Consider the following 20,487-nt stretch of genomic DNA (forward strand, 5'->3'; position numbering starts at 1 on the left):
TCTCAGTCCAGCGGTACGGACGTGCGCAGCGGGTCGCGCAGGTCCGTACCGTGCGTCAGCCACCGCTCCTGGAGCTCCTGCGCCCCGCGCACCCGCTTCCAGGCGGCCTCGTTGCGGGTCATCGGGAGCAGCGGCAGGAAGCGGACCGGGTCCATCGGCTCGTCCAGCTCCAGGTCCTCCACCAGCCCGCCGGACTCCGCGACCAGCACCGAGGTGAACGGCGCGCCGGGCCAGAGCGGATCGCCCAGGTCCAGCGACGCGCCCGGCGCGACGATGAGCCCCTCGACCTGCGGGGAGGCGGCCAGCACGGCGAGCGGCCGCAGCACCTGGTCGGTGTCGGCGAGCCCCGCCCGTACCGACAGGACCAGCTCGGCGCGCGGGCCCTTCACCGGGTCGGCGAGCGGCGAGGTGGGGTCGGCCATGGGCTGCGCGGACATGCCGAGCGTGGCGTAGCGCACCACATCGCCGTCGAGGAAGCGGAGCACCTCGATACGGTCCGTGCCGAGGAACGTCACATCGGCGCGGGCGTCCGGTTCTCCGAGGGCCGAGCGGAGCCGGGCTTCGACCAGAGCGAGAATTTCTGCCATCCGGCGAGCATAGAGTGCGCGCGGAATGGGCAAAGTAGGGGATTCACTCGGGACGGCTGATAGCCTGGCCGCCGGTCGGGACAGCACGCAGAAGCGTCGCTCTCTTGTCCCGACGACACGTCGTCCCCCACGGGGGACCGGCCGGAGGAGGTGGGGACTGCTATGGATCCAAGTCGACCGTGCAGTACCGATCACTCTTCCGCGCACCGCTGTTCCCTTTGAACTTCTCGCTGGACCTCCCGTTGAACTGACGCCTCGTCGGCCACCCCCGATGACCCGTCCGACGGTCGTTCGCACCGCGAAGAGCACCAGGAAACCCGCGGAAGAGTCTCTCGTTCTCTGCCTGTCCGTTGCGAACACCCTTTTGCCTGTCTGTTGCGAACGCCGTCATCGCGCCCGCGCGGTGGAGCCCGCTTTGCGGACGTGAGCGCACGTCCCCATTCCGGGCTGTTCCACGCCCTCGCCGACGGCCCTCCGTGAAGGAGCCAGCCATGTCGATGATCCGTGACCTGCGCGCTGCCGTGCGCCCGTCCCTGCGTCCCTCCCTCCGTAAGAACAGCGCTCCGCACAGCGCGTACGACACCACCCGCGACCCGTCCGCCTCCAGCGCCGTCGTCGACTGCGCGGTCTACCGCGACGGCACCCGGCTGGAAGGCGGCGCGACCCCGACGCCGCACGAGGCGATGCTGGAGGTACGCGAGAAGGGCGGCTTCGCCTGGATCGGGCTGCACGAGCCGACGGAGGAGGAATTCGCGGGCATCGCCCGGGAGTTCGGGCTCCACCCGCTCGCCGTGGAGGACGCCGTCCACGCCCATCAGCGGCCCAAGCTGGAGCGGTACGACGACACGCTCTTCACCGTCTTCAAGACCATCCACTACGTGGAGCACGCCGAACTGACCGCGACGAGCGAGGTCGTGGAGACCGGCGAGGTGATGTGCTTCACCGGCCGGGACTTCGTCATCACCGTCCGGCACGGCGGCCAGGGCTCGCTGCGCGCGCTGCGCCACCGCCTCCAGGACGACCCGGAGCTGCTGGCCAAGGGCCCTTCCGCCGTGCTGCACGCCATCGCCGACCATGTGGTCGACGGATACATCGCGGTGGCGGAGGCGGTGCAGGACGACATCGACGAGGTGGAGATCGATGTCTTCTCCACCCCGGCCAAGGGCGGCCGCCGCGGTTCGGACGCGGGGCGGATCTACCAGCTCAAGCGGGAGGTGCTGGAGTTCAAGCGGGCCGTCTCGCCGCTGCTGCGCCCGATGCAGCTGCTCAGCGAGCGGCCGATGCGGCTCATCGACCCGGACATCCAGAAGTACTTCCGGGACGTCGCCGACCACCTCGCCCGGGTCCAGGAGGAGGTCATCGGCTTCGACGAGCTGCTGAACTCGATCCTCCAGGCCAACCTGGCGCAGGCGACCGTCACCCAGAACGAGGACATGCGCAAGATCACCTCCTGGGCGGCGATCATCGCCGTCCCCACGATGATCTGCGGGGTCTACGGCATGAACTTCGACTACATGCCGGAGCTGGAGTGGAAGTACGGCTATCCACTGGTGCTCGGCCTCATCGGCACGGTCTGTTTCTCCATCCACCGCATCCTGAAGCGCAACGGCTGGCTGTGACCGCGGGAGGACCTATGCTCCGGCCCATGAGTGATGCTGCCGACGCACTGCTGGAGAAGGCCCTCGTCGAGGAGGCCACGAAGAAGTCCGGCCTCGTCTGGGTCCGTGCCACCGGGCCCGCCCGCGCGGTGTGGCACGTCTGGCACGAGGGCGCGGCCCACCTCGTCGGGGACGGTCCGGGCGAGCAGCCGCTGCCGGAGGGCCTGGCCGACGGCGGAAGCGCCGAGGTGACCGTACGCAGCAAGGACAAGGGCGGCCGGCTGGTCGCCTGGACGGCGGCGGTACGGGTGCTGGCGCCGCACTCCGAGGAGTGGGAGGCGGCCGTCGCCGAGCTGAAGGGCAAGCGGCTCAACGCGCCGGACGCCGAGGTGATGACGGAGCGGTGGGCACGGGAGTGCGCGGTGGTGCGCCTGACGCCCGAGGCGGTCAGCACGGCTCTGCCGGACACCTCGCTGGCCGCCGCCCCGCTGCCGACGGCGGCGACCACCCGGCGGCCCGTACCGGCCGGGCTTCCCCGGCTGCTGCTGAAGCGGCGCCGCTAGGGGGTGTCTTGTCGGTCAGGCCGGAGCAGGGAGCGGGGCCTGGTGCCGTGCGTCGCAAGGCGGAGGAGGGAGTAGACGCGGAGCGTCGGCGAGTGACGACAACGCCGCGAGGCGCGGCACCAGACCCCGCGAGCCCGGCATGATCGGCAAGACACCTAGAGGGTGTCGGAAGGTCAGCCGGAGGACTTCGGGAGCTTGCCGCCGTAGTCGACCGTGTCGTCGTCCTGCGGAGCCTCCAGCGCGACCGCGCGCCCCCAGTCGGCCAGCGTGACGGTGCCTCCGCCGCCGCCCCGCGCCACCCGTACCGGATACGGCTTGCCCTCCAGGGACACGTCCAGCGCGCCGCCCTCGCCCTTGCCGCCGAGGAGCTGGATGGTGCGGTGGCCGGTGACGGTGTCCCGGGCGCCCTTGTTCAGGGTGCCGTGCAGCGTGAGCAGGCCGTCCAGGAGGACCTTCTTGTCGGTGAAGCCGCGCAGCTGACGGTAGCTGGGGTCGTCCTCGGGCACCTTCACGTACTTGCCGCCCAGCTTCTCGGCGGCCTCCTGGTCGGAGCGGCCCGCCTTGCCGTCCTCCTCGTGGCTCCAGAAGTCGGCGTCGGCCTTGATGAAGAGTTCGTCCTCGATCCGCAGGAGGTCGAAGCTCCGCTTGCTGGAGGAGACCGAGCCCGTGCCGCCCTTGTCGCTGAGCTTCATGTTCAGCATGTAGGTGCCGCCCTTGCTGACCAGGGTGCCCGCCAGCCGTACGCCGTCGGCGCTGTCCGCCGCCGCCCGGGTCTTGGTGTCGATCTGCTCGGCCGAGAGTTTCCCGATCCCGTTGGTCCCCTGGTCCGGGTCCTCGCCCGCGCAGGCGGTGAGGGCCGCGACGAGCCCGCCGCAGAGCACGACGGCGAGCGCGGTCCGGCGATGATTCCGGACTGCCGGGGCAAAAGAGGTCACGGGTGAACTGCCTCTCAACGGCGATCGGGGGGCAGAGCGCAGCGTACCCGGGGTCCGCGCGCCGTCCGGCAGCCAGCCGTACGGACGGGTCCGCCGGGGCGCGCCACCACGGCAGGGGCTAGCCTGATCATGGCGTACGGCTGTCCGCGTACGGCGGAACCCGCTGTTCCGCGGCAGCGTCGGCCGGACCGGAGCGACGAGAGCGACAAGGAGGCGGAGGATGGCGGCAGGAGCCCCCAGGGTCTTCGTCTCGCACCTCTCCGGGGTGCCCGTGTTCGACCCGAACGGGGACCAGGTCGGCCGGGTCCGCGACCTGGTGGCGATGTTGCGGGTGGGCGGACGGCCGCCGCGCATCCTGGGCCTGGTCGTCGAGGTGGTCAGCCGGCGGCGGATCTTCCTGCCGATGACCCGGGTGACGGGCGTCGAGTCGGGGCAGGTCATCACGACCGGTGTGGTCAACATGCGGCGCTTCGAGCAGCGGCCCACCGAACGGCTCGTGCTCGGCGAGTTCCTCGACCGCCGCGTGCGGCTGGTGGAGACCGAGGAGGAGGTCACCGTCCTGGACGTGGCGATCCAGCAGCTGCCCGCCCGCCGGGACTGGGAGATCGACAAGTACTTCGTCCGCAAGGGGCGCGGCGGGGCGCTGCGCCGCAAGGGCGAGACGCTGACGGTGGAGTGGTCGGCGGTGAGCGGCTTCTCGCTGGAGGAGCACGGGCAGGGCGCGGAGAACCTGGTCGCCACCTTCGAGCGGCTGCGCCCGGCCGACGTCGCCAACGCCCTGCACCACCTCTCGCCGAAGCGCCGGGTCGAGGTGGCCGCCGCGCTGGACGACGACCGGCTCGCCGACGTCCTGGAGGAGCTGCCCGAGGACGACCAGGTGGAGATCCTCGGCAAGCTCAAGGAGGAGCGGGCCGCCGACGTCCTGGAGGCGATGGACCCCGACGACGCGGCCGACCTGCTTTCGGAGCTGCCCGAGGAGGACAAGGAGCGGCTGCTGACCCTGATGCGGCCGGACGACGCCGCGGACGTACGAAGGCTGATGGCGTACGAGGAGCGGACGGCGGGCGGTCTGATGACGACCGAGCCGATCGTGCTGCGCCCGGACGCCACGGTGGCCGACGCGCTCGCCCGGGTCCGTCAGCAGGACCTCTCCCCGGCGCTCGCCGCACAGGTGTACGTGTGCCGCTCACCCGACGAGACGCCGACCGGCAAGTACCTGGGCACCGTGCACTTCCAGCGGCTGCTGCGCGATCCGCCGTTCACTCTGGTCAGCTCCATCGTCGACAGCGATCTGGTGCCGCTGCCGCCGGACACCCCGCTGCCGACCGTGACCAGCTACCTGGCCGCGTACAACCTCGTCTCGGCACCCGTGGTGGACGAGAGCGGCTCGCTGCTGGGCGCGGTGACCGTGGACGACGTCCTGGACCACCTGCTGCCGGAGGACTGGCGCGAGACCGACTTCCACGGCGAGGAGGGTATCCGCCATGGCCGGTGAGGAGAGGGCGAAGGCCGCCTCGACGGGCTCCTCGGGCCTGATGCGCCCGCCGCGCACCCGGATCGACCAGCCGAAGTCGCCGCGGCGGCGGCTGATCCCGGAGTACGACCCCGAGGCGTTCGGCCGGTTCTCCGAGCGGATCGCGCGGTTCCTGGGGACGGGCCGGTTCATCGTCTGGATGACGCTGATCATCATCGTCTGGGTGGTGTGGAACGTCTGGGCGCCGAAGGAGCTGCGCTGGGACGAGTACCCGTTCATCTTCCTGACCCTGATGCTCTCGCTCCAGGCCTCGTACGCGGCTCCGCTGATCCTGCTCGCGCAGAACCGGCAGGACGACCGGGACCGGGTCACCCACGAGCAGGACCGCAAGCAGAACGAGCGCTCCATCGCGGACACCGAGTACCTCAGCCGGGAGATCGCGGCACTGCGGATGGGCCTCGGCGAGGTCGCCACCCGGGACTGGATCCGCTCGGAGCTCCAGGACATGGTGCGGGACATGGAGGACCGGCAGATCCTCCTCACGTCCGAGAGTGACGAAGGCGACCGCTGAGGGGCTACCCGCCCGTGGGGCCCGGCGCCGTAACATCGTCTGTATGGCTACGGAAGACGCGGTGCTTGAGGCACTGGCGACAGTGAACGACCCGGAGATCCACCGCCCGATCACCGAGCTGGGCATGGTGAAATCGGTCGAGATCGATCCTGACGGTGTAGTCGCTGTCACGGTGTATCTCACGGTCTCCGGCTGCCCGATGCGCGACACCATCACCAGGAACGTGACCGACGCGGTCTCCCGCGTCGAGGGAGTCTCCCGCGTGGAGGTCACCCTCGACGTGATGAGCGACGAACAGCGCAAGGAGCTGGCGAGCTCGCTGCGCGGCGGTACCGCCGAGCGCGAGGTGCCCTTCGCCAAGCCCGGCTCGCTGACCCGGGTGTACGCGGTCGCCTCCGGCAAGGGCGGCGTCGGCAAGTCCTCGGTGACGGTCAACCTGGCGGCGGCGATGGCGGCCGACGGGCTGAAGGTCGGCGTCGTGGACGCCGACATCTACGGCCACAGCGTGCCCCGGATGCTCGGCGCGGACGGCAAGCCCACCCAGGTCGAGAACATGATCATGCCGCCGTCCGCGCACGGCGTGAAGGTCATCTCCATCGGCATGTTCACGCCGGGCAACGCGCCCGTGGTGTGGCGCGGCCCGATGCTGCACCGGGCGCTCCAGCAGTTCCTCGCCGATGTGTTCTGGGGCGACCTGGACGTCCTGCTCCTGGACCTGCCGCCGGGCACCGGTGACATCGCGATCTCCGTGGCACAGCTCGTGCCGAACGCGGAGATCCTGGTCGTCACGACCCCGCAGCAGGCGGCGGCCGAGGTGGCGGAGCGGGCCGGCTCCATCGCCGTACAGACCCACCAGAAGATCGTCGGCGTCGTGGAGAACATGTCGGGCATGCCGTGCCCGCACTGCGACGAGATGGTCGACGTCTTCGGCTCGGGCGGCGGCGCCCGGGTCGCCGAGGGGCTGACCCGGACGGTCGGCGCCGAGGTGCCGGTGCTGGGCTCGATCCCGATCGACGTACGGCTGCGCGAGGGCGGCGACGAGGGCAAGCCCGTGGTCCTGTCGGACCCGGACTCGCCGGCCGGCAAGGCGCTGCGCGGAATCGCGGAGAAGCTGGGCGGCCGCCAGCGGGGCCTGTCGGGCATGTCGCTGGGGATCACCCCGCGCAACAAGTTCTGACCTCTTCGCCTTCAAGCCGACCTTTCCGTCTTCAAGCGCCGGACGAGCCCGAGCAGGACCCGGCCCGTCCGGCGCTTGAGGACGTCTTCGGCCTACTCGTAGGTCTCGATGTCCTTGATCACCGCGAACCCGAGGCCGTACGCGCTCATCCCCCGCCCGTACGCCCCGATGTGCACACCTTCGTGTGCCGACCCGGCGAGCACCCAGCCGAACTCGGACTCCCGGTAGTGGAACTCCACCGGAACCCCGTCCACCGGCAGGGAAAGCTTCGACCAGGGCGCGGAGCCGAGGTCGTCGGCGAGGGTGAACGCCGTCTCGGTCTGCTGGTCCAGCCAGTCGTCGCGCAGCGTGTGGTCCATCTGCGCCGGCCAGGTGTACGCCAGCAGGCCCGAGCCGGCCAGCCAGGCGGCCGAGGAGACCGTGGTGGCGTCGAGGACGCCCGTACCGTCACCGCTGCGTCTGACGGGGCTGGCGGCGACCGTGATGACGGCCGCGAACCGTTCCTTCTCGGCGGCGGAGCCGTCCGTCTTCACCGAGGGCTCGTCACCGTGTCCGGTGGAGCCGTGCTGCACGGTGCCGTCCGCCGCCGTGCCGACCTGCATCAGCCAGCGCGGCCCGGTGAAGGCCTCGTCCAGCCCGTACCAGGGGAACGGGGCCTCCAGATAGCCGTCGACGGTACGCCGCCGGGTCGCCGGCACCTCCTCCGCCGTGACCGTGCCAGGGGCACCGTCCGTATCCACCCGACTCGTCGTCTCCATCTGAGCGGCCGCCTCCTCGATCAGTCCTGATCCGGAGCGGCCCGCCCCCCGCGGGCGTGGGCGTCCTCGCAACCGGACAGATGGAGAATAGCCATACCGTCCGGACGAGTCGGGATTGACCTGGCGTCAGGTGGCGTCCGCGTCGAACGGCGGCCGCTCGGGCTGCGTCTGCTGCGGGGTCTTCTTCAGCAGGTCAGGGGTGGTGTCACCGGTCTTGGTGAGGCTGGGCGAGGTGGCGGCGGCCGACGCACCCGCCGATCCGTTCGCCGCACTGTTGGCGGAATCCTGCGCCGGCGTGCGCCCGTTCACCGCGTCGGTGACGTCGGAGAGCTCCTTGCGGAGGTCGAAGCTCTCGCGGATCTCCTTCAGCCCCAGGTCGTCGTTGCCGTCCATCAGCTGCTTGCGGACGAACGTCTTGGGGTTGAGGTCCTCGAACTCGAAGTCCTTGAACTGCGGGCCCAGCTCCGAGCGGATGTCGTCCTTGGCGCTGTCCGAGAACTCACGGATCTTGCGGATGGTGCGCGTGACGTCCTGGATGAGCTTGGGCAGCTTGTCCGGGCCGAAGACCAGCACGGCCAGCACTCCGAGCGTCAGCAGCTCCAGTGCGCCTATGTCATTGAACACCTAGCTGCTCCTTGTGTTCTCCGCGTGTTCTCCGCCGGTCCCGGCTGCTCCGCCCGGCCGGCCCCGGCCAGGTGGGACGAGCGCCCGGACCGCTCAACGGTACCTGGCCGACCTGTCCGGGCGGTACCTCGCCGTGTCGCTCACGTGCCGCTCGCCGAACCGAGCGTCAACATGACGGACATCTCCTTGCCCCCTCGGGTCAGCCGCAGCTCCAGCCGGTCGCCCGGCCGGTGGGCGCGGATCTTCACGATCAGCTCCTCGCCGCTGTGCACCCGCTGGCCCTGGACGTCGGTGATGACGTCGCCGGACCGGATGCCCGCCTTGGCGGCCGGGCCGTCCTTGGTGACCGCGGGGCCGTCGTCGGCGCCCTTCGTGCCGACCTTGGCGCCGTCGCCGGTGAACTTCATGTCCAGCGTGACGCCGATGACCGGGTGGGTGGCCTTGCCGGTGTTGATCAGTTCCTCGGCGACGCGCTTGCCCTGGTTGATCGGTATCGCGAAGCCGAGGCCGATGGAGCCGGACTGGCCGCCGCGCTCGGCGCCCCTGCCGCTGTCGGCGGCGCGGATGGCGCTGTTGATGCCGATGACATGGGCCTGGGTGTCGACGAGCGGGCCGCCGGAGTTGCCCGGGTTGATCGGGGCGTCGGTCTGGAGGGCGTCGACATAGCTGATGTCGCTTCCGTCGCCCTTCTCGCCGCCCGCGGTGATCGGGCGCTGCTTGGCGCTGATGATGCCGGAGGTGACCGTGTTGGACAGGTCGAAGGGGGCGCCGATGGCCACCACCGGGTCGCCGACCTGCACGTTGTCGGAGTTGCCCAGTGGCAGTGGCTTGAGGCCGGAGACGCCCTTGACCCGCACGACGGCGAGGTCGTAGCCGCTGTCCTTGCCGACGAGCTCGGCGGCGGCGGTCTCGCCGGTGCTGAACGTGACGGTGATGTCGCCGCTGGATCCGGCCGGGGCGACGACGTGGTTGTTGGTGAGGATGTGGCCCCGGCCGTCGAGGACGAAGCCGGTGCCGGTGCCGGACTCGGCGGTGCCGCTGACGTGCAGGGTGACCACGCTGGGCAGGGCGCTGGCGGCGATGCCCGCGACGCTCTCGGGCGCCCGGTCGCCGTTGTCGTGGCTCGCCTGCGGCAGCTCGACGGTGGTGAGGCCGCCGGTGCGCTCGACGTACGCGCCGACGCCGCCGCCGATTCCGCTGGCGACCAGGGTCAGCAGCAGCATTCCGGCGAAGGCGCCGCCGCGCCGGTTCTTCCGGCTCCCCGGCTCGCTGCCGGCCGGCGGCCCCGCCTGCGTCAACGGCTGCCCGGGCGCACCCCACGGGTCGTACTGCAGCCACTGTGAGGACGGCTGAGAACCCTGCGGTGGTACGGGGGTGGGGTGCGCTCCCTGCGGAGGTATGGGGGCCGGGGGTGCTGCCTGCGGAGGTACGGGGGTGGCCTGCGGCTGCGGCGGAGGTGCGGCCTGCGGGGGTACGGGGGTGCCGTGGGCCGGGGTCGGCCGCTGGACCGGCGGCGCGGGCGCCCATGGCCCGGGGCCGCCGTACGGCGGGGTGCTGTAGGCGTCGGGCTCGTGCAGCGGCGGCCCGGCGGGGAGGGAGGGGTGCGGCTCCTGGCCGGGGGCGGGCGCGGGGCCGGGAGCCGCCAGAGGCTCGGCGGTGCCGGTCGGGCCGGGGCGGTCGGCGGGCACGGACGGGGTCGTGTCCTCGCCGGTGGCCGGGCGGCCCTGGCTCTCCGGCTCGTCGCGGCCGGGGCGGGCCGCCGTGGGGCGGCTCCACCACTTCGCCTGCGGCCCGGTGGGCTTACCGTCGTCCATGCTCTCCCCGCAACTGGCCTCTGCACGCCCCACAGAGGCGTCCCTCCCCGGAATTCAACCAGGTTTGCGAATCCCCGCGCAGGGATCCCGTCGTGGTTCGGCCAGGTGCCGTCAGCGGCGGGGCAGGAGCGGGCCCGCCAGATCGCTGGTCGGCGCGGGCTGCGGCGGCGCGGACGGCACCGGCGGGGTGAGCGCCTTCGCCGTCGATCCGCCGCCTTGCAGCGCCGCGAGGAGCGGGGTGGAGCCACCGGTCGGGCGTATCAGCGGCGGCACGGACGCGTTCAGCACCGGGAGCGTGAAGGGGTGTCCGCCCAGGGCCGGGGCGGAGAACAGCGGCGGAGCCGTCGTCGCGGCCCGCGGCGACAGGGGCGGCTTCACCGCAGGGGCGGACGATGCCGGTGGAGCGGTGAGCGAGGGCGCGGAGCGGTGCGCTCCGGTCGACGACACGTCGGCCGCCGAGCGATTGACCGCCAGGCGGTCACCGCCGCCCACCGACTGGGCGCCGCCGCGACGGCTGACCGAGGCTTCGGAGCCACCGGCACGGGTCTCCGCGTCGAGCGGGATCACGCTGTTGCCGCTGCCCTCGGCGCGCAGGAGGGGGTCGGGTCCTGAGTCCAGCGGCAGGGTGCCGCCGAGCGCGATGGCCGCCAGGGAGACGGCGCCGGCCGCGGCGAAGGCGAAGCGCCGGCCGCGCCACGGCGAACGCTCGGCGTCCCGGGCCACGTCGTGGAAGCGGAAGGCGGAGCGGGAGCCGCCGGGCAGGACGGCGGTGGAGCCGTGGGGAGCCGGGAGATACCCGAAGCGGGCCGGCGGGGACGGCTCCACGGCGGAGTCGCGGCGGGTGGAGCCGGACGACCCCAGCGGGGAGAAGAACTCGTCGGCGAAGGGCCGGCCCGAGCCGAACGGCCGGCCGGAACCGGTGTCGTCGCCGCCGGGGCCCCCGGGAAGGCCCTGCAGACGGGCCAGGAACCCCTCGGAGGGCGAGGGTGCGGCGGACGTGGCGAAGGCACTCTTGAGGCGGCGCTGGGCGTCGGCCTCGACCTTGCACCGGGCGCAGGTCGCCAGATGGGCGAGGACCCGCTCGCGGGCGTCATGTTTGAGCTCGCCGTCGACCAGCGCGGCGAGCCGGTCCCCCAGGTGCGCTTCGGCAGGGGTGGGACCGGTCGGACCTGTGCCACTCACGCCAGTCCTCCCTCCCCCGTCAGGACCGCGTCCGCCAGCGAGCGCTGCTCGGCGCGGGCTTCGGGCGAACGGTGCTTGAGCGCCTTGCGCAGGTGCGAGCGGCCGCGGTGGATGCGGCTGCGCACGGTGCCGAGCTTCACACCCAGGGTCGCGGCGATCTCCTCGTAGCTGAGGCCTTCGATGTCGCAGAGGACGACGGCGGCGCGGAACTCGGGCGCGAGGGTGTCCAGCGCCTGCTGCACGTCGGCGTCGAAGTGGGTGTCGTTGAAGACCTGCTGCGGGGACGGCTCCCGGCTGGGCAGCCGCTCCGCCGCGTCGTCGCCGAGCGAGTCGAAGCGGATGCGCTGCTTGCGCCGGACCATGTCCAGGAAGAGATTGGTGGTGATGCGGTGCAGCCAGCCCTCGAAGGTGCCGGGCGTGTACGTCGACAGCGAGCGGAAGACTCTGACGAAGACCTCCTGCGTGAGGTCCTCGGCGTCGTGCTGGTTACCCGTCAGCCGGTAGGCGAGGCGGTACACGCGACCGCTGTGCGTGCTGACGATCTCTTCCCATGAGGGCGGGGTCCACGCCTGGTCCGCATCGGAGGCGAAGGTCGCGGTCGGTGCGGGGTCTTCGGAAGAACGGTCAGCAATGTTGGTCACGGATTTCGGCTCACCGGCCGACCTGAGAAGGCGCCGCAGCACCCCGCCCCGATCCACAGGCGCAGCCGCACCTCCCCTATCGGCTCTGGTGGTGTCCAGCGGAGCCCCTACCATAGCCACCTCGCCCGTTAGCTCCGGATAAGACTTTTCCCTGCTGGGGCCGGGCGTCGCCCGGAACGTCCTCGCAGCTCACCGGTCCGATCCGCGGGCCGGGTCACTGCGCTCTCCCCACTCCTTGCACAACGCCCGGTCCCATCTGCGGGTTCCCGGGTCCAGCGGATACAGTCACCGTTGCGCCAACTACGGGGACAGGAGAGGGTCATTACCGCCAACCGGCAGACGAGCTGGGGCCTCGCCGACGCCTTTGTCGCCGAGGACGAAGCTCTGCACCGGGCCAGGGAGCACTCCCGTGAGCTGGGGATCCGCTCGGTATCCCCGGGCACCGGTGCCGCGCTGCGCCTGCTGGCCGGTGCCGCGGACGCCAAGGCGGTGGCGGAGATCGGCACGGGCACCGGCGTGTCCGGCATCTACCTGCTGCACGGGATGCGGCCCGACGGCGTGCTGACCACGGTGGACCCGGAGCCCGAGCGCCAGCAGTTCGCCCGGGAGGCGTTCCGCGAGGCGGGCTTCGCCTCCAACCGGGCCCGTTTCATCCCCGGCCGCGCCCTCGACGTACTGCCCCGGCTCGCGGACGGGGGTTACGACCTCGTCTTCTGCGACGGCGACCGGCTGGAGAGCCTCGACTGCCTCGCTGAATCGTTGCGTCTGCTGCGCCCCGGCGGGCTGGTCTGCTTCGAGGGCGTCTTCGCCGACGGCCGCACCGTCGACTCCGCCGCGCAGCCCGCCGAGGTGCTGCGGCTGCGGGAGCTGCTGCGCGCGGTGCGCGAGAGCCAGGAGCTGATGCCGACGCTGCTGCCGGTCGGCGACGGGCTGCTCTGCGCGGTCCGGCGCGGCTGAGCCCCGTACCCGTATACAACGCCTCCGGACGCACCACTGCCCGGCACGGAGATCCGTGCCGGGCAGTGGTGAAGGTGATGGGCGTTCCGCGTCAGCCGACGACCTTCTTCAGCGCGTCGCCGAGGGCATCGGCCTCGTCCGGAGTCAGCTCGACAACGAGTCGACCGCCGCCTTCGAGCGGAACGCGCATGACGATGCCCCGCCCCTCCTTTGTCACCTCGAGCGGGCCGTCGCCCGTCCGCGGCTTCATGGCCGCCATGCTCGTTCCCCTTCCTGAAACCAGCTCATCGCAACCGGCGGCCCCATGACAGGCGCTGCCTCACCGGCATCGAACACATTGCTTCTTCGCCATTATCCCGCATCAAGGACCCCTATGACCAACATCGCTCTGCATCGCTTGCGCAACGCGCTCTCTCAAAACCACCCAATTCGGCGATCCGGCTGCGATACTGCGCCGCCCCGGAGCCCCAGGTGGGAGCCAATTGTTAGACGCAGGTCACACCTACGGGCCGCTCCGCGTCGGCCATGCTTGCCTCCAGGGGCAACGATGCCCGAGCAGTGAGGGGATGGACCGCAATGGCCGACGAGCCGGCGAACACCGTGCTGTACGACGTGAGCGAGGGTCTCGCGACGATCACGATCAACCGACCCGACGCGATGAACGCCATGAACACCGCGGCGAAGGTCGCGCTGCGGGACTCCCTGCGGGCGGCGGCCGCGGACGTGGCCGTACGGGCGGTTCTGCTCACGGCCACCGGGCGCGCCTTCTGCGTCGGCCAGGACCTCAAGGAGCATGTCGCCACGCTGACGGCGACGCGTGAGGCGGGCGACGGCAACGCGCTGAGCACGGTGCGGGAGCACTACAACCCGATCGTCCGGGCGATCACGGAGATGCCCAAGCCCGTGGTGGCCGGGGTGAACGGTGTCGCGGCCGGGGCCGGGTTCGGGTTCGCGCTGGCGGCCGACTACCGGGTGGTCGCCGAGACCGCCTCCTTCAACACCTCCTTCGCGGGTGTCGCACTCACCGCCGACTCGGGCGTGTCCTGGACCCTGCCGCGGCTGATCGGGCCGAGCCGCGCCGCCGATCTGCTGCTCTTCCCGCGTTCGATCTCCGCGCAGGACGCGTACGAGCTGGGCCTGGTCAACCGGGTGGTCCCGGCGGAGAAGCTGGCCGAGGAGGCCGCGCGGGTGGCCCGGGCGCTGGCGGACGGCCCGACGGTGGCGTACGCGGCGCTGAAGGAGTCGATGGCGTACGGCGCCGGCCACACGCTCGCCGAGACGCTGGAGAAGGAGGACGAACTCCAGACCCGGGCGGGCGCGTCGCAGGACCACACCATCGCGGTGGAGGCATTCCTGAAGAAGGAGAAGCCGGTCTACCTCGGGAAGTAGCCGGTCACCCGGCGGCGCCGCCGCCCCGGGCCACGCACTCGGCGAGGTGGTCGTCGACCAGGCCGCACGCCTGCATCAGGGCGTAGGCGGTGGTCGGGCCGACGAAGCGGATCGAGCGCTTCTTGAGCTCCTTGGCCAGCGCGGTGGACTCCGGTGTCACGGCGGGGACGTCGTCCAGGGTGCGCGGGGCGGGGCGGCCGGCGGGGTCGGGGGCGTACGACCAGATCAGCTCGTCCAGCTCCCCCGCCGGCCAGTCGGCGAGCACCTTCGCGTTGGCGAGGGTGGCGTCGACCTTGGCCCGGTTGCGGATGATGCCCGGGTCGGCGAGGAGCCGCTCCCGGTCGGTGTCGGTGAACTTCGCGACCTCGGCGATCCTGAACCCGGCGAACGCCGTACGGAACGTCTCCCGGCGGCGCAGGATCGTCAGCCAGGAGAGGCCGGACTGGAACGCCTCCAGGCAGAGCCGCTCGAAGAGGGCGTCGTCACCGTGGACCGGGCGGCCCCACTCGGTGTCGTGGTAGGTGAGGTAGTCCTCGGTGGACATGCCCCAGGGGCAGCGCAGCGTGCCGTCGGGGGCGGGCAGGGCTCCGGCGTCGCTCATCGGACCTCGTCCTCTCCACGGGCCGGGCCGGCGCTCCGGTCGCCCGGCTCGGCGGGCCGGTCGCCCGGCTCGGCGGGCCGGTCGCCCGGCTGCTTGAACAGATCGGCGCCCGTGCTCACCGCGGACGCCTGCGCTCCGGCCAGGGCGGACTCCAGCTCCGCGATCCGGGCGTCCCGCTCGGCCAGCTCGGCGCCGAGCCGGGACAGCGCCTCGTCGACGTCGGCCATCCGGTAGCCCCGCGCGGCCATCGGCAGGCGCAGCGCCTCGACGTCCGCCCTGCCGACCGGGCGGGTCGCGGGCAGCGGGTCGGTGAACCGCTGGGGCTCCACGTCCTGGAGCACGGCGCTCCCGCCACCGCCGACCACCGCGAGGGTGACCGCCGTGACGACCACGACCATCGTGAGCAGCAAGAACCAGAACACGCGCATCTCCCGGGGGGGGGCTGAGACCTCGACCGGCTCCGATCGTGCCATGCGGCACTGACAAAAGTCGGGGCCGACCGGATAAGGCCTTAGGGTCGCAGGCGAGCGATCCGCGGGCCGGCTGCGGGCTGTCGGCGGGCCGACGGCGAGCAATTCGAGGAGGAGACACGGGATGCGGAGCGGTGCACTCAGGCTGGGGCGGCGGGAGTTCGGGCCGCACGAGCCGGTGATCATGGCGATCGTGAACCGGACCCCGGACTCCTTCTACGACCAGGGCGCCACGTTCCGGGACGAGCCGGCGCTCGCCCGGGTCGAGCAGGCGGTGGCCGAGGGCGCCGCGATCATCGACATCGGCGGGGTGAAGGCCGGTCCCGGCGATGAGGTCAGCGCCGAGGAGGAGGCGCGCCGCACGGTCGGGTTCGTCGCCGAAGTCCGCCGCCGCCACCCGGATGTGGTGATCAGCGTGGACACCTGGCGGCACGACGTGGGCGAGGCGGTCTGCGAGGCCGGGGCGGATGTGCTGAACGACGCGTGGGGCGGGGTCGATCCGAAGCTGGCGGAGGTGGCCGCGCGGTACGGGGCGGGTCTGGTGTGCACGCACGCGGGGGGCGCGGAGCCTCGGACGCGGCCGCACCGGATCGCGTACGACGACGTCATGGCGGACATCCTGCGGGTGACGGTGGGGCTGGCGGAGCGGGCGGTGGCGCTCGGGGTGCGGACGGACGGGATCATGATCGATCCGGGGCACGACTTCGGCAAGAACACCCGGCACTCCCTTGAGGCGACGCGCCGGCTCGAGGAGATGGCGGAGACGGGGTGGCCGGTGCTGGTGTCGCTGTCCAACAAGGACTTCGTGGGCGAGACGCTGGACCGGCCGGTGAAGGAGCGGGTCATCGGGACGCTGGCGACGACGGCGGTGTCGGCGTGGCTGGGGGCACGGGTGTACCGGGTGCATGAGGTGGCGGAGACGCGTCAGGTCCTGGACATGGTGGCGTCCATCGCCGGGCACCGGGCTCCGGCGGTGGCGCGGCGCGGGCTGGCGTAGGTCTGCCGCCTGCCCGGCGGGCGGGGTGGGGGGGGGGGGGCCCGGGGCCCCCCCCCCCCCCCCCCCCCGGGCGGGGGGGGGGGGGGCCGGGGGGGGGGGGGGGGCCCCCCCCCCCCGGGGGGGGGGGGGGGGGGGCCCCCCCCCCCGCCCCGCTCCTCAACCGCCGGAGGGACTGGGTGCGGCCGGTCCGGCCGGAAAGGATGCCCTCAAGCGCCGGACGGGCGGCAGACTCCTACCGCCCGACCTCCTTCGTCACCAGGGTCACCGCTTCGTCCACGTCGTCCGTCACGTGGAAGAGCAGCAGGTCCTTCGCCGAGGCCTTGCCGCCCGCGACCACCGTTTCGCGGAGCCAGTCGACCAGGCCGCCCCAGTACGCCGTGCCGAAGAGGACGATCGGGAAGCGGGTGACCTTGCCGGTCTGGACGAGGGTGAGCGCCTCGAAGAGCTCGTCCAGGGTGCCGAGGCCGCCGGGCAGGACCACGAAGCCCTGTGCGTACTTCACGAACATCGTCTTGCGGACGAAGAAGTAGCGGAAGTTGACGCCGATGTCGACGTGCGGGTTCAGCCCGGACTCGAAGGGCAGCTCGATGCCGAGGCCGACCGAGACCCCCTTCGCCTCCCGGGCCCCCTTGTTGGCGGCCTCCATCGCGCCGGGGCCGCCGCCGGTGATCACCGCGAAGCCCGCGTCGACCAGCGCCTTGCCGATCGCCACACCGGCCTCGTACTCCGCAGAGCCGGCAGGCGTGCGGGCCGAGCCGAAGACGCTGATCGCGCTCGGCAGTTCGGCGAGCGCGCCGAAGCCCTCGACGAACTCCGACTGGATGCGCATCACCCGCCACGGGTCGGTGTGCACCCACTCGGAGTCGCCCTCGGAGTCCAGCAGCCGCTGATCGGTCGTGCCGGGCTGGACCTGCTCCCTGCGGCGCAGTACCGGACCCAGCCACTGTTCCCCGGGGGCCACCGCGCCCTCGGGGACCTCCGCACCTTCGGGGATCCGTGCGTCCTCGGCGTTGCCCATGTTCCGCTCCCTCCACCGACCCGCGTCGTCCTGGGTCGGGCCGTGTCGTGCTGCGTCCGGCCAGCGTAGATCGGCGGAGGTTACGTACGGGGGAATGCCGTGCGTCGGGCGGTCAGCCGGTCAGGCGGTGAGCCAGGAGCGGAGGCGGTCCTCGCAGTGGGTGATCTTCTCGACGACCACGTGCTCGTCGCGCTTGTGGGCGTAGATCGGGTCGCCGGGGCCGTAGTTCACCGCCGGGATGCCGAGGCCGCCGAAGCGGGAGACGTCCGTCCAGCCGAACTTGGGCCGGGCCGTGCCGCCGACCGCCTCCATGAACGCCTTCGCGGCGGGGTGGGAGAGGCCGGGCATGGCCGCGCCGGAGTGGTCGTCGATGACGATCTCGGCGACGCCGCAGTCGGCGAAGACCTCGCGGACGTGGGCGACGGCCTCCTCCTCGGTGCGGTCGGGGGCGTACCGGTAGTTGACGACGACGGTGCAGGCGTCCGGGATGACGTTGGTTGCGACGCCGCCCTCGATGCCGACCGCGTTGAGCCCCTCGTGGTACTCCAGGCCGTCGATGACCGGGCGGCGCGGCTCGTACGCCGCCAGCTTCGCCAGGATCGGGGCGGCCGCGTGGACGGCGTTGGACCCCATCCAGCTGCGCGCCGAGTGCGCCCGCTCCCCCGCTGTACGGAGGTGGACCCGGAGCGTGCCCTGGCAGCCGCCCTCGACCTCGCCGTCGGAGGGCTCCAGGAGGACGGCGAAGTCTCCGGCGAGCCAGTCGGGGTGGGCGGTGGCGATGTGGCCGAGGCCGTTGAGGTGGGCCGCGACCTCCTCGTTGTCGTAGAAGATGAAGGTCAGGTCGCGGTTGGGCTCCGGAACCGTCGCGGCGATCCTGAGCTGGACGGCGACGCCGGCCTTCATGTCGGTGGTCCCGCAGCCCCAGAGGATGCCGTCCGCGTCGAGGCGCGAGGGGACGTTGTCGGCGATCGGCACGGTGTCGATGTGCCCGGCCAGGACGACACGCTCTCCGCGGCCGAGGTCCGTGCGCGCGACGACGTTGTTGCCGTGCCGGTCGACGGTCAGATGGGGCAGGCCGCGCAGCGCTGACTCGATCGCGTCGGCGAGCGCCTTCTCCTCCCCGCTGACCGAGGGGAAGTCGACGAGCCGGGCGGTGAGCGCCGGGCCGTCCAGGGTCAGGTCAAGCGTGCTGTCGGACATGGCTACGACCCTAGAGGACCGGGACGAGGGCCTGGTAGCGCCCCTGAGGACCCGGATACCGGTTCCCGCGGACCCGGGCACCGGTCCCGGAGCACCTGGGTATCGGTCCCCGGCCGTACCCTCCAGTACGGTGGGCCCCGTGTCCCGGACAGCCAGCCCCGCCCGTCGTCGCCGCAGCCGCCTTCTCCGCTACGCGGCCGGCTTCACCGTGCTCGCCGCGCTGGGCGGTTATCTGGCCGTTCAGTACGACTCCTCCACCGGCGAGTCCGCGCCGCGCTGCGTGGTACGGGCCGCCGACGGCGACCACACGTACGAGATGAGCCTGCACCAGGCGGCGAACGCGGCGACGATCTCCGCCGTGGGGACCACGCGCGGGATGCCGGAGCGGGCGGTGACGATCGCGATCGCGACGGCGATCCAGGAGTCCACGCTCCGCAACATCGACTACGGCGACCGCGACTCGGTGGGCCTGTTCCAGCAGCGGCCCTCGCAGGGCTGGGGCACCGTGGCGCAGATCATGGACCCGGTGTACTCGGCCGGCGAGTTCTACGACCACCTGGCCGAGGTCCCGGGCTACTCGCGGCTCCCGCTGACCGTGGCGGCGCAGCGCGTCCAGCGCAGCGGGTTCCCGCAGGCGTACGCGAAGCACGAGCCGGACGCCGCGCTGCTGGCCGCCGCGCTGACCGGGCGCGAGCCCGCCTCGCTGAACTGCACGCCGTCGGCGAAGACCGCCGAGGGCCCGGGTGACGCGGCGCAGGTGCGGGCCGAGCTGGTGCGCACCTTCGGCAAGGACGTGCTGCCGGCCACGAAGGCGGCGGGCGCGTCGGCCGCCGCCACCGTCTCGGTGCCCGTACCGGCGTCGGCGCGGGCCACGGCGGAGGACCGGGCGCCGCAGCGCGGCTGGGAGCTGGCGCACTGGGCGGTGGCGCACTCCCAGGAGCTGCGGATCGAGCGCGTGAGCTACGCCGACCGGGTCTGGGAGGCCGGGCCGGGCTGGCGGACGGAACGCACGAAGGACAAGGAACCGGACACTACGGCCGTCGGAATCCGGGTCGCTCAGTAGTACGGCCCGTCACCCGTACGGACCTTTGGGACCGCTCCCCGGAAGCTCTCGGGCCGCCTCGCCGGCCTTCCGTTCATCCCGCACCGATTCCCTTGCCGCTCAAGGGAAGTGACGGTTCGCCGAACGGCTTCGGAATGGATCGTTTGCCCGGGTTCCTCCACTGCGGATTATCCGACGCATTACCTATTCTTTACCTTTGCTCGCCGCAACTTTCCCTCCCCTCGGCCCTGTTGTTCAGTGCGTCCGGCTCACCGGACCCGAATCACTGATCTCCCGTCGAAGGAGCACCATGTCCCTCCCCCTGACCCGTCGGATCGCTCGTACCGCGCTGCTGATCGCCGCGGGTGCGGCCCCCGTGGTCGGTGCGGCCGGCGCCGCGAGCGCCGCAGAGCTCCCGCAGACCCCGGACCTCGGCGGTCTGACCGCGCTCGACGGTGCCGGTCTCGGCAACACCGTGGACAGCGCCGCCCAGCAGGGCACCCAGGCCGCCGGTGAGACCGGCGGCCGCCTCGTCGGCACCGCCCTCCCGGCCGCGGGCCGGACCGCGGGCCAGACCGCCAAGGTGGCCGCCCCGGCCGTCCAGGACACCGCCGGCCAGACCGCGGGCAGCGCGGGCGAGGCCGTCGGCGGCGTCGCCGGTGCGGCGAGTGGCGGCCTGCCCACCGACGCGCTCGCGGGCGGCCTGCCCACCGATGGCCTGCCGCTGAACGGCCTGCCGATCGGCTGACCCACCGCAGCCTGAGCATGCGGGAGGGGCGGGGGGGGGGGGGGCGCCCCCCGGCCCCCCCCCCCCCCGCCCGGCGCCCCCCCCCCCCCCCCCCCCCCCCCCGCACCCCCCCCCGCCCCCCCCCCGCCCCCCCCCGCGCGG

22 protein-coding genes are annotated in these 20,487 nt (G+C 72.4%); 10 read left to right on the plus strand and 12 right to left on the minus strand.

The annotated features are described in order from the left end of the window. Positions 1 to 2: 2 nt before the first annotated feature. Positions 3 to 587 carry a suppressor of fused domain protein gene (locus ACIRR8_RS07235; protein ID WP_404060053.1) on the minus strand — a complete coding sequence of 195 codons (585 nt, stop codon included), beginning with the start codon at positions 585 to 587 and terminating at the stop codon, positions 3 to 5. Between the two features lie 491 nt (positions 588 to 1,078). On the opposite strand from ACIRR8_RS07235, the gene ACIRR8_RS07240 reads away from it, so the two are divergent. Together ACIRR8_RS07240 and ACIRR8_RS07245 are read left to right on the plus strand one after the other, a co-directional pair. Continuing rightward, positions 1,079 to 2,206 (plus strand): magnesium and cobalt transport protein CorA, encoded by a 1,128-nt coding sequence (locus ACIRR8_RS07240; RefSeq protein ID WP_404060056.1) that lies wholly within the window; start codon positions 1,079 to 1,081, stop codon positions 2,204 to 2,206. 26 nt (positions 2,207 to 2,232) lie between these two features. Continuing rightward, a complete protein-coding gene (locus ACIRR8_RS07245; protein WP_404060058.1) occupies positions 2,233 to 2,748 on the plus strand; it encodes a hypothetical protein in 516 nt (171 codons plus the stop codon). Positions 2,749 to 2,921: 173 nt separating this feature from the next. Here ACIRR8_RS07245 and ACIRR8_RS07250 read toward each other — a convergent pair whose 3' ends face one another. Beyond that, positions 2,922 to 3,683: a hypothetical protein gene (locus ACIRR8_RS07250; RefSeq protein ID WP_404060060.1), complete on the minus strand. Its 762-nt coding sequence runs from the start codon at positions 3,681 to 3,683 to the stop codon at positions 2,922 to 2,924. A 220-nt stretch (positions 3,684 to 3,903) separates the two neighbouring features. On the opposite strand from ACIRR8_RS07250, the gene ACIRR8_RS07255 reads away from it, so the two are divergent. From ACIRR8_RS07255 to ACIRR8_RS07265, 3 genes are read left to right on the plus strand one after another with little or no spacing between them, the layout of a single operon-like run. Then, entirely contained in the window at positions 3,904 to 5,178 is a 1,275-nt protein-coding gene (locus ACIRR8_RS07255; protein WP_404060062.1) for a magnesium transporter MgtE N-terminal domain-containing protein, read from the plus strand. After that, entirely contained in the window at positions 5,168 to 5,728 is a 561-nt protein-coding gene (locus tag ACIRR8_RS07260) for a DUF1003 domain-containing protein (protein ID WP_404060065.1), read from the plus strand. Before ACIRR8_RS07255 ends, ACIRR8_RS07260 begins: the two co-directional genes overlap by 11 nt. 43 nt (positions 5,729 to 5,771) lie before the next feature. Then, positions 5,772 to 6,905, plus strand: a complete 1,134-nt coding sequence (locus ACIRR8_RS07265; RefSeq protein ID WP_404060067.1) for an Mrp/NBP35 family ATP-binding protein — start codon at positions 5,772 to 5,774, stop codon at positions 6,903 to 6,905. Positions 6,906 to 6,997: 92 nt separating this feature from the next. Here ACIRR8_RS07265 and ACIRR8_RS07270 read toward each other — a convergent pair whose 3' ends face one another. The 5 genes from ACIRR8_RS07270 to sigE form a co-directional block, all read right to left on the minus strand. Then, positions 6,998 to 7,663 (minus strand): hypothetical protein, encoded by a 666-nt coding sequence (locus ACIRR8_RS07270; RefSeq protein ID WP_404060069.1) that lies wholly within the window; start codon positions 7,661 to 7,663, stop codon positions 6,998 to 7,000. A gap of 126 nt (positions 7,664 to 7,789) precedes the next feature. Then, positions 7,790 to 8,287 (minus strand): sec-independent translocase, encoded by a 498-nt coding sequence (locus ACIRR8_RS07275; RefSeq protein WP_404060071.1) that lies wholly within the window; start codon positions 8,285 to 8,287, stop codon positions 7,790 to 7,792. A 140-nt stretch (positions 8,288 to 8,427) separates the two neighbouring features. Beyond that, on the minus strand, positions 8,428 to 10,101 hold the full coding sequence (locus ACIRR8_RS07280) for a S1C family serine protease (RefSeq protein ID WP_404060073.1): 1,674 nt from the start codon (positions 10,099 to 10,101) through the stop codon (positions 8,428 to 8,430). 111 nt (positions 10,102 to 10,212) lie between these two features. Next, positions 10,213 to 11,283 (minus strand): zf-HC2 domain-containing protein, encoded by a 1,071-nt coding sequence (locus tag ACIRR8_RS07285; protein ID WP_404060076.1) that lies wholly within the window; start codon positions 11,281 to 11,283, stop codon positions 10,213 to 10,215. Then, positions 11,280 to 12,038: an RNA polymerase sigma factor SigE gene (sigE, locus tag ACIRR8_RS07290; protein ID WP_404060727.1), complete on the minus strand. Its 759-nt coding sequence runs from the start codon at positions 12,036 to 12,038 to the stop codon at positions 11,280 to 11,282. Before sigE ends, ACIRR8_RS07285 begins: the two co-directional genes overlap by 4 nt. Before the next feature lie 177 nt (positions 12,039 to 12,215). Here sigE and ACIRR8_RS07295 point away from each other — a divergent pair, with 177 nt between their 5' ends. Further along, positions 12,216 to 12,881: an O-methyltransferase gene (locus ACIRR8_RS07295; RefSeq protein ID WP_404060078.1), complete on the plus strand. Its 666-nt coding sequence runs from the start codon at positions 12,216 to 12,218 to the stop codon at positions 12,879 to 12,881. 91 nt (positions 12,882 to 12,972) lie between these two features. Here the strand turns inward: ACIRR8_RS07295 and ACIRR8_RS07300 are convergent, their stop codons facing one another. After that, positions 12,973 to 13,140 carry a DUF3117 domain-containing protein gene (locus ACIRR8_RS07300; protein WP_003966491.1) on the minus strand — a complete coding sequence of 56 codons (168 nt, stop codon included), beginning with the start codon at positions 13,138 to 13,140 and terminating at the stop codon, positions 12,973 to 12,975. Positions 13,141 to 13,457: 317 nt separating this feature from the next. On the opposite strand from ACIRR8_RS07300, the gene ACIRR8_RS07305 reads away from it, so the two are divergent. Then, a complete protein-coding gene (locus ACIRR8_RS07305; protein ID WP_404060080.1) occupies positions 13,458 to 14,270 on the plus strand; it encodes an enoyl-CoA hydratase/isomerase family protein in 813 nt (270 codons plus the stop codon). Positions 14,271 to 14,274: 4 nt separating this feature from the next. Here ACIRR8_RS07305 and ACIRR8_RS07310 read toward each other — a convergent pair whose 3' ends face one another. Both ACIRR8_RS07310 and ACIRR8_RS07315 read right to left on the minus strand, forming a co-directional pair. After that, complete coding sequence (locus tag ACIRR8_RS07310) at positions 14,275 to 14,871, minus strand: DNA-3-methyladenine glycosylase I (protein WP_404060082.1); 597 nt, start codon at positions 14,869 to 14,871, stop codon at positions 14,275 to 14,277. Continuing rightward, positions 14,868 to 15,299, minus strand: a complete 432-nt coding sequence (locus ACIRR8_RS07315) for a cell division protein DivIVA (RefSeq protein WP_404060085.1) — start codon at positions 15,297 to 15,299, stop codon at positions 14,868 to 14,870. Before ACIRR8_RS07315 ends, ACIRR8_RS07310 begins: the two co-directional genes overlap by 4 nt. Positions 15,300 to 15,465: 166 nt before the next feature. On the opposite strand from ACIRR8_RS07315, the gene folP reads away from it, so the two are divergent. Next, the gene (gene folP / locus ACIRR8_RS07320) at positions 15,466 to 16,338 is read left to right on the plus strand and encodes a dihydropteroate synthase (RefSeq protein ID WP_404060088.1); all 873 of its coding nucleotides are present in this window, start codon (positions 15,466 to 15,468) and stop codon (positions 16,336 to 16,338) included. Positions 16,339 to 16,570: 232 nt separating this feature from the next. Here the strand turns inward: folP and ACIRR8_RS07325 are convergent, their stop codons facing one another. Continuing rightward, on the minus strand, positions 16,571 to 17,356 hold the full coding sequence (locus tag ACIRR8_RS07325; RefSeq protein ID WP_404060090.1) for a TIGR00730 family Rossman fold protein: 786 nt from the start codon (positions 17,354 to 17,356) through the stop codon (positions 16,571 to 16,573). A 120-nt stretch (positions 17,357 to 17,476) separates the two neighbouring features. Continuing rightward, complete coding sequence (dapE, locus tag ACIRR8_RS07330; protein ID WP_404060092.1) at positions 17,477 to 18,556, minus strand: succinyl-diaminopimelate desuccinylase; 1,080 nt, start codon at positions 18,554 to 18,556, stop codon at positions 17,477 to 17,479. 139 nt (positions 18,557 to 18,695) lie between these two features. Here dapE and ACIRR8_RS07335 point away from each other — a divergent pair, with 139 nt between their 5' ends. Both ACIRR8_RS07335 and ACIRR8_RS07340 read left to right on the plus strand, forming a co-directional pair. Then, positions 18,696 to 19,619 carry a hypothetical protein gene (locus tag ACIRR8_RS07335; protein WP_404060095.1) on the plus strand — a complete coding sequence of 308 codons (924 nt, stop codon included), beginning with the start codon at positions 18,696 to 18,698 and terminating at the stop codon, positions 19,617 to 19,619. A gap of 289 nt (positions 19,620 to 19,908) precedes the next feature. Continuing rightward, positions 19,909 to 20,346: an ATP-binding protein gene (locus ACIRR8_RS07340; RefSeq protein ID WP_404060098.1), complete on the plus strand. Its 438-nt coding sequence runs from the start codon at positions 19,909 to 19,911 to the stop codon at positions 20,344 to 20,346. The last annotated feature ends 141 nt before the right edge of the window (positions 20,347 to 20,487 follow it).

It is taken from the genome of Streptomyces sp. NPDC101178, assembly GCF_044767965.1.
Classification (GTDB): Bacteria; Actinomycetota; Actinomycetes; order Streptomycetales; family Streptomycetaceae; genus Streptomyces.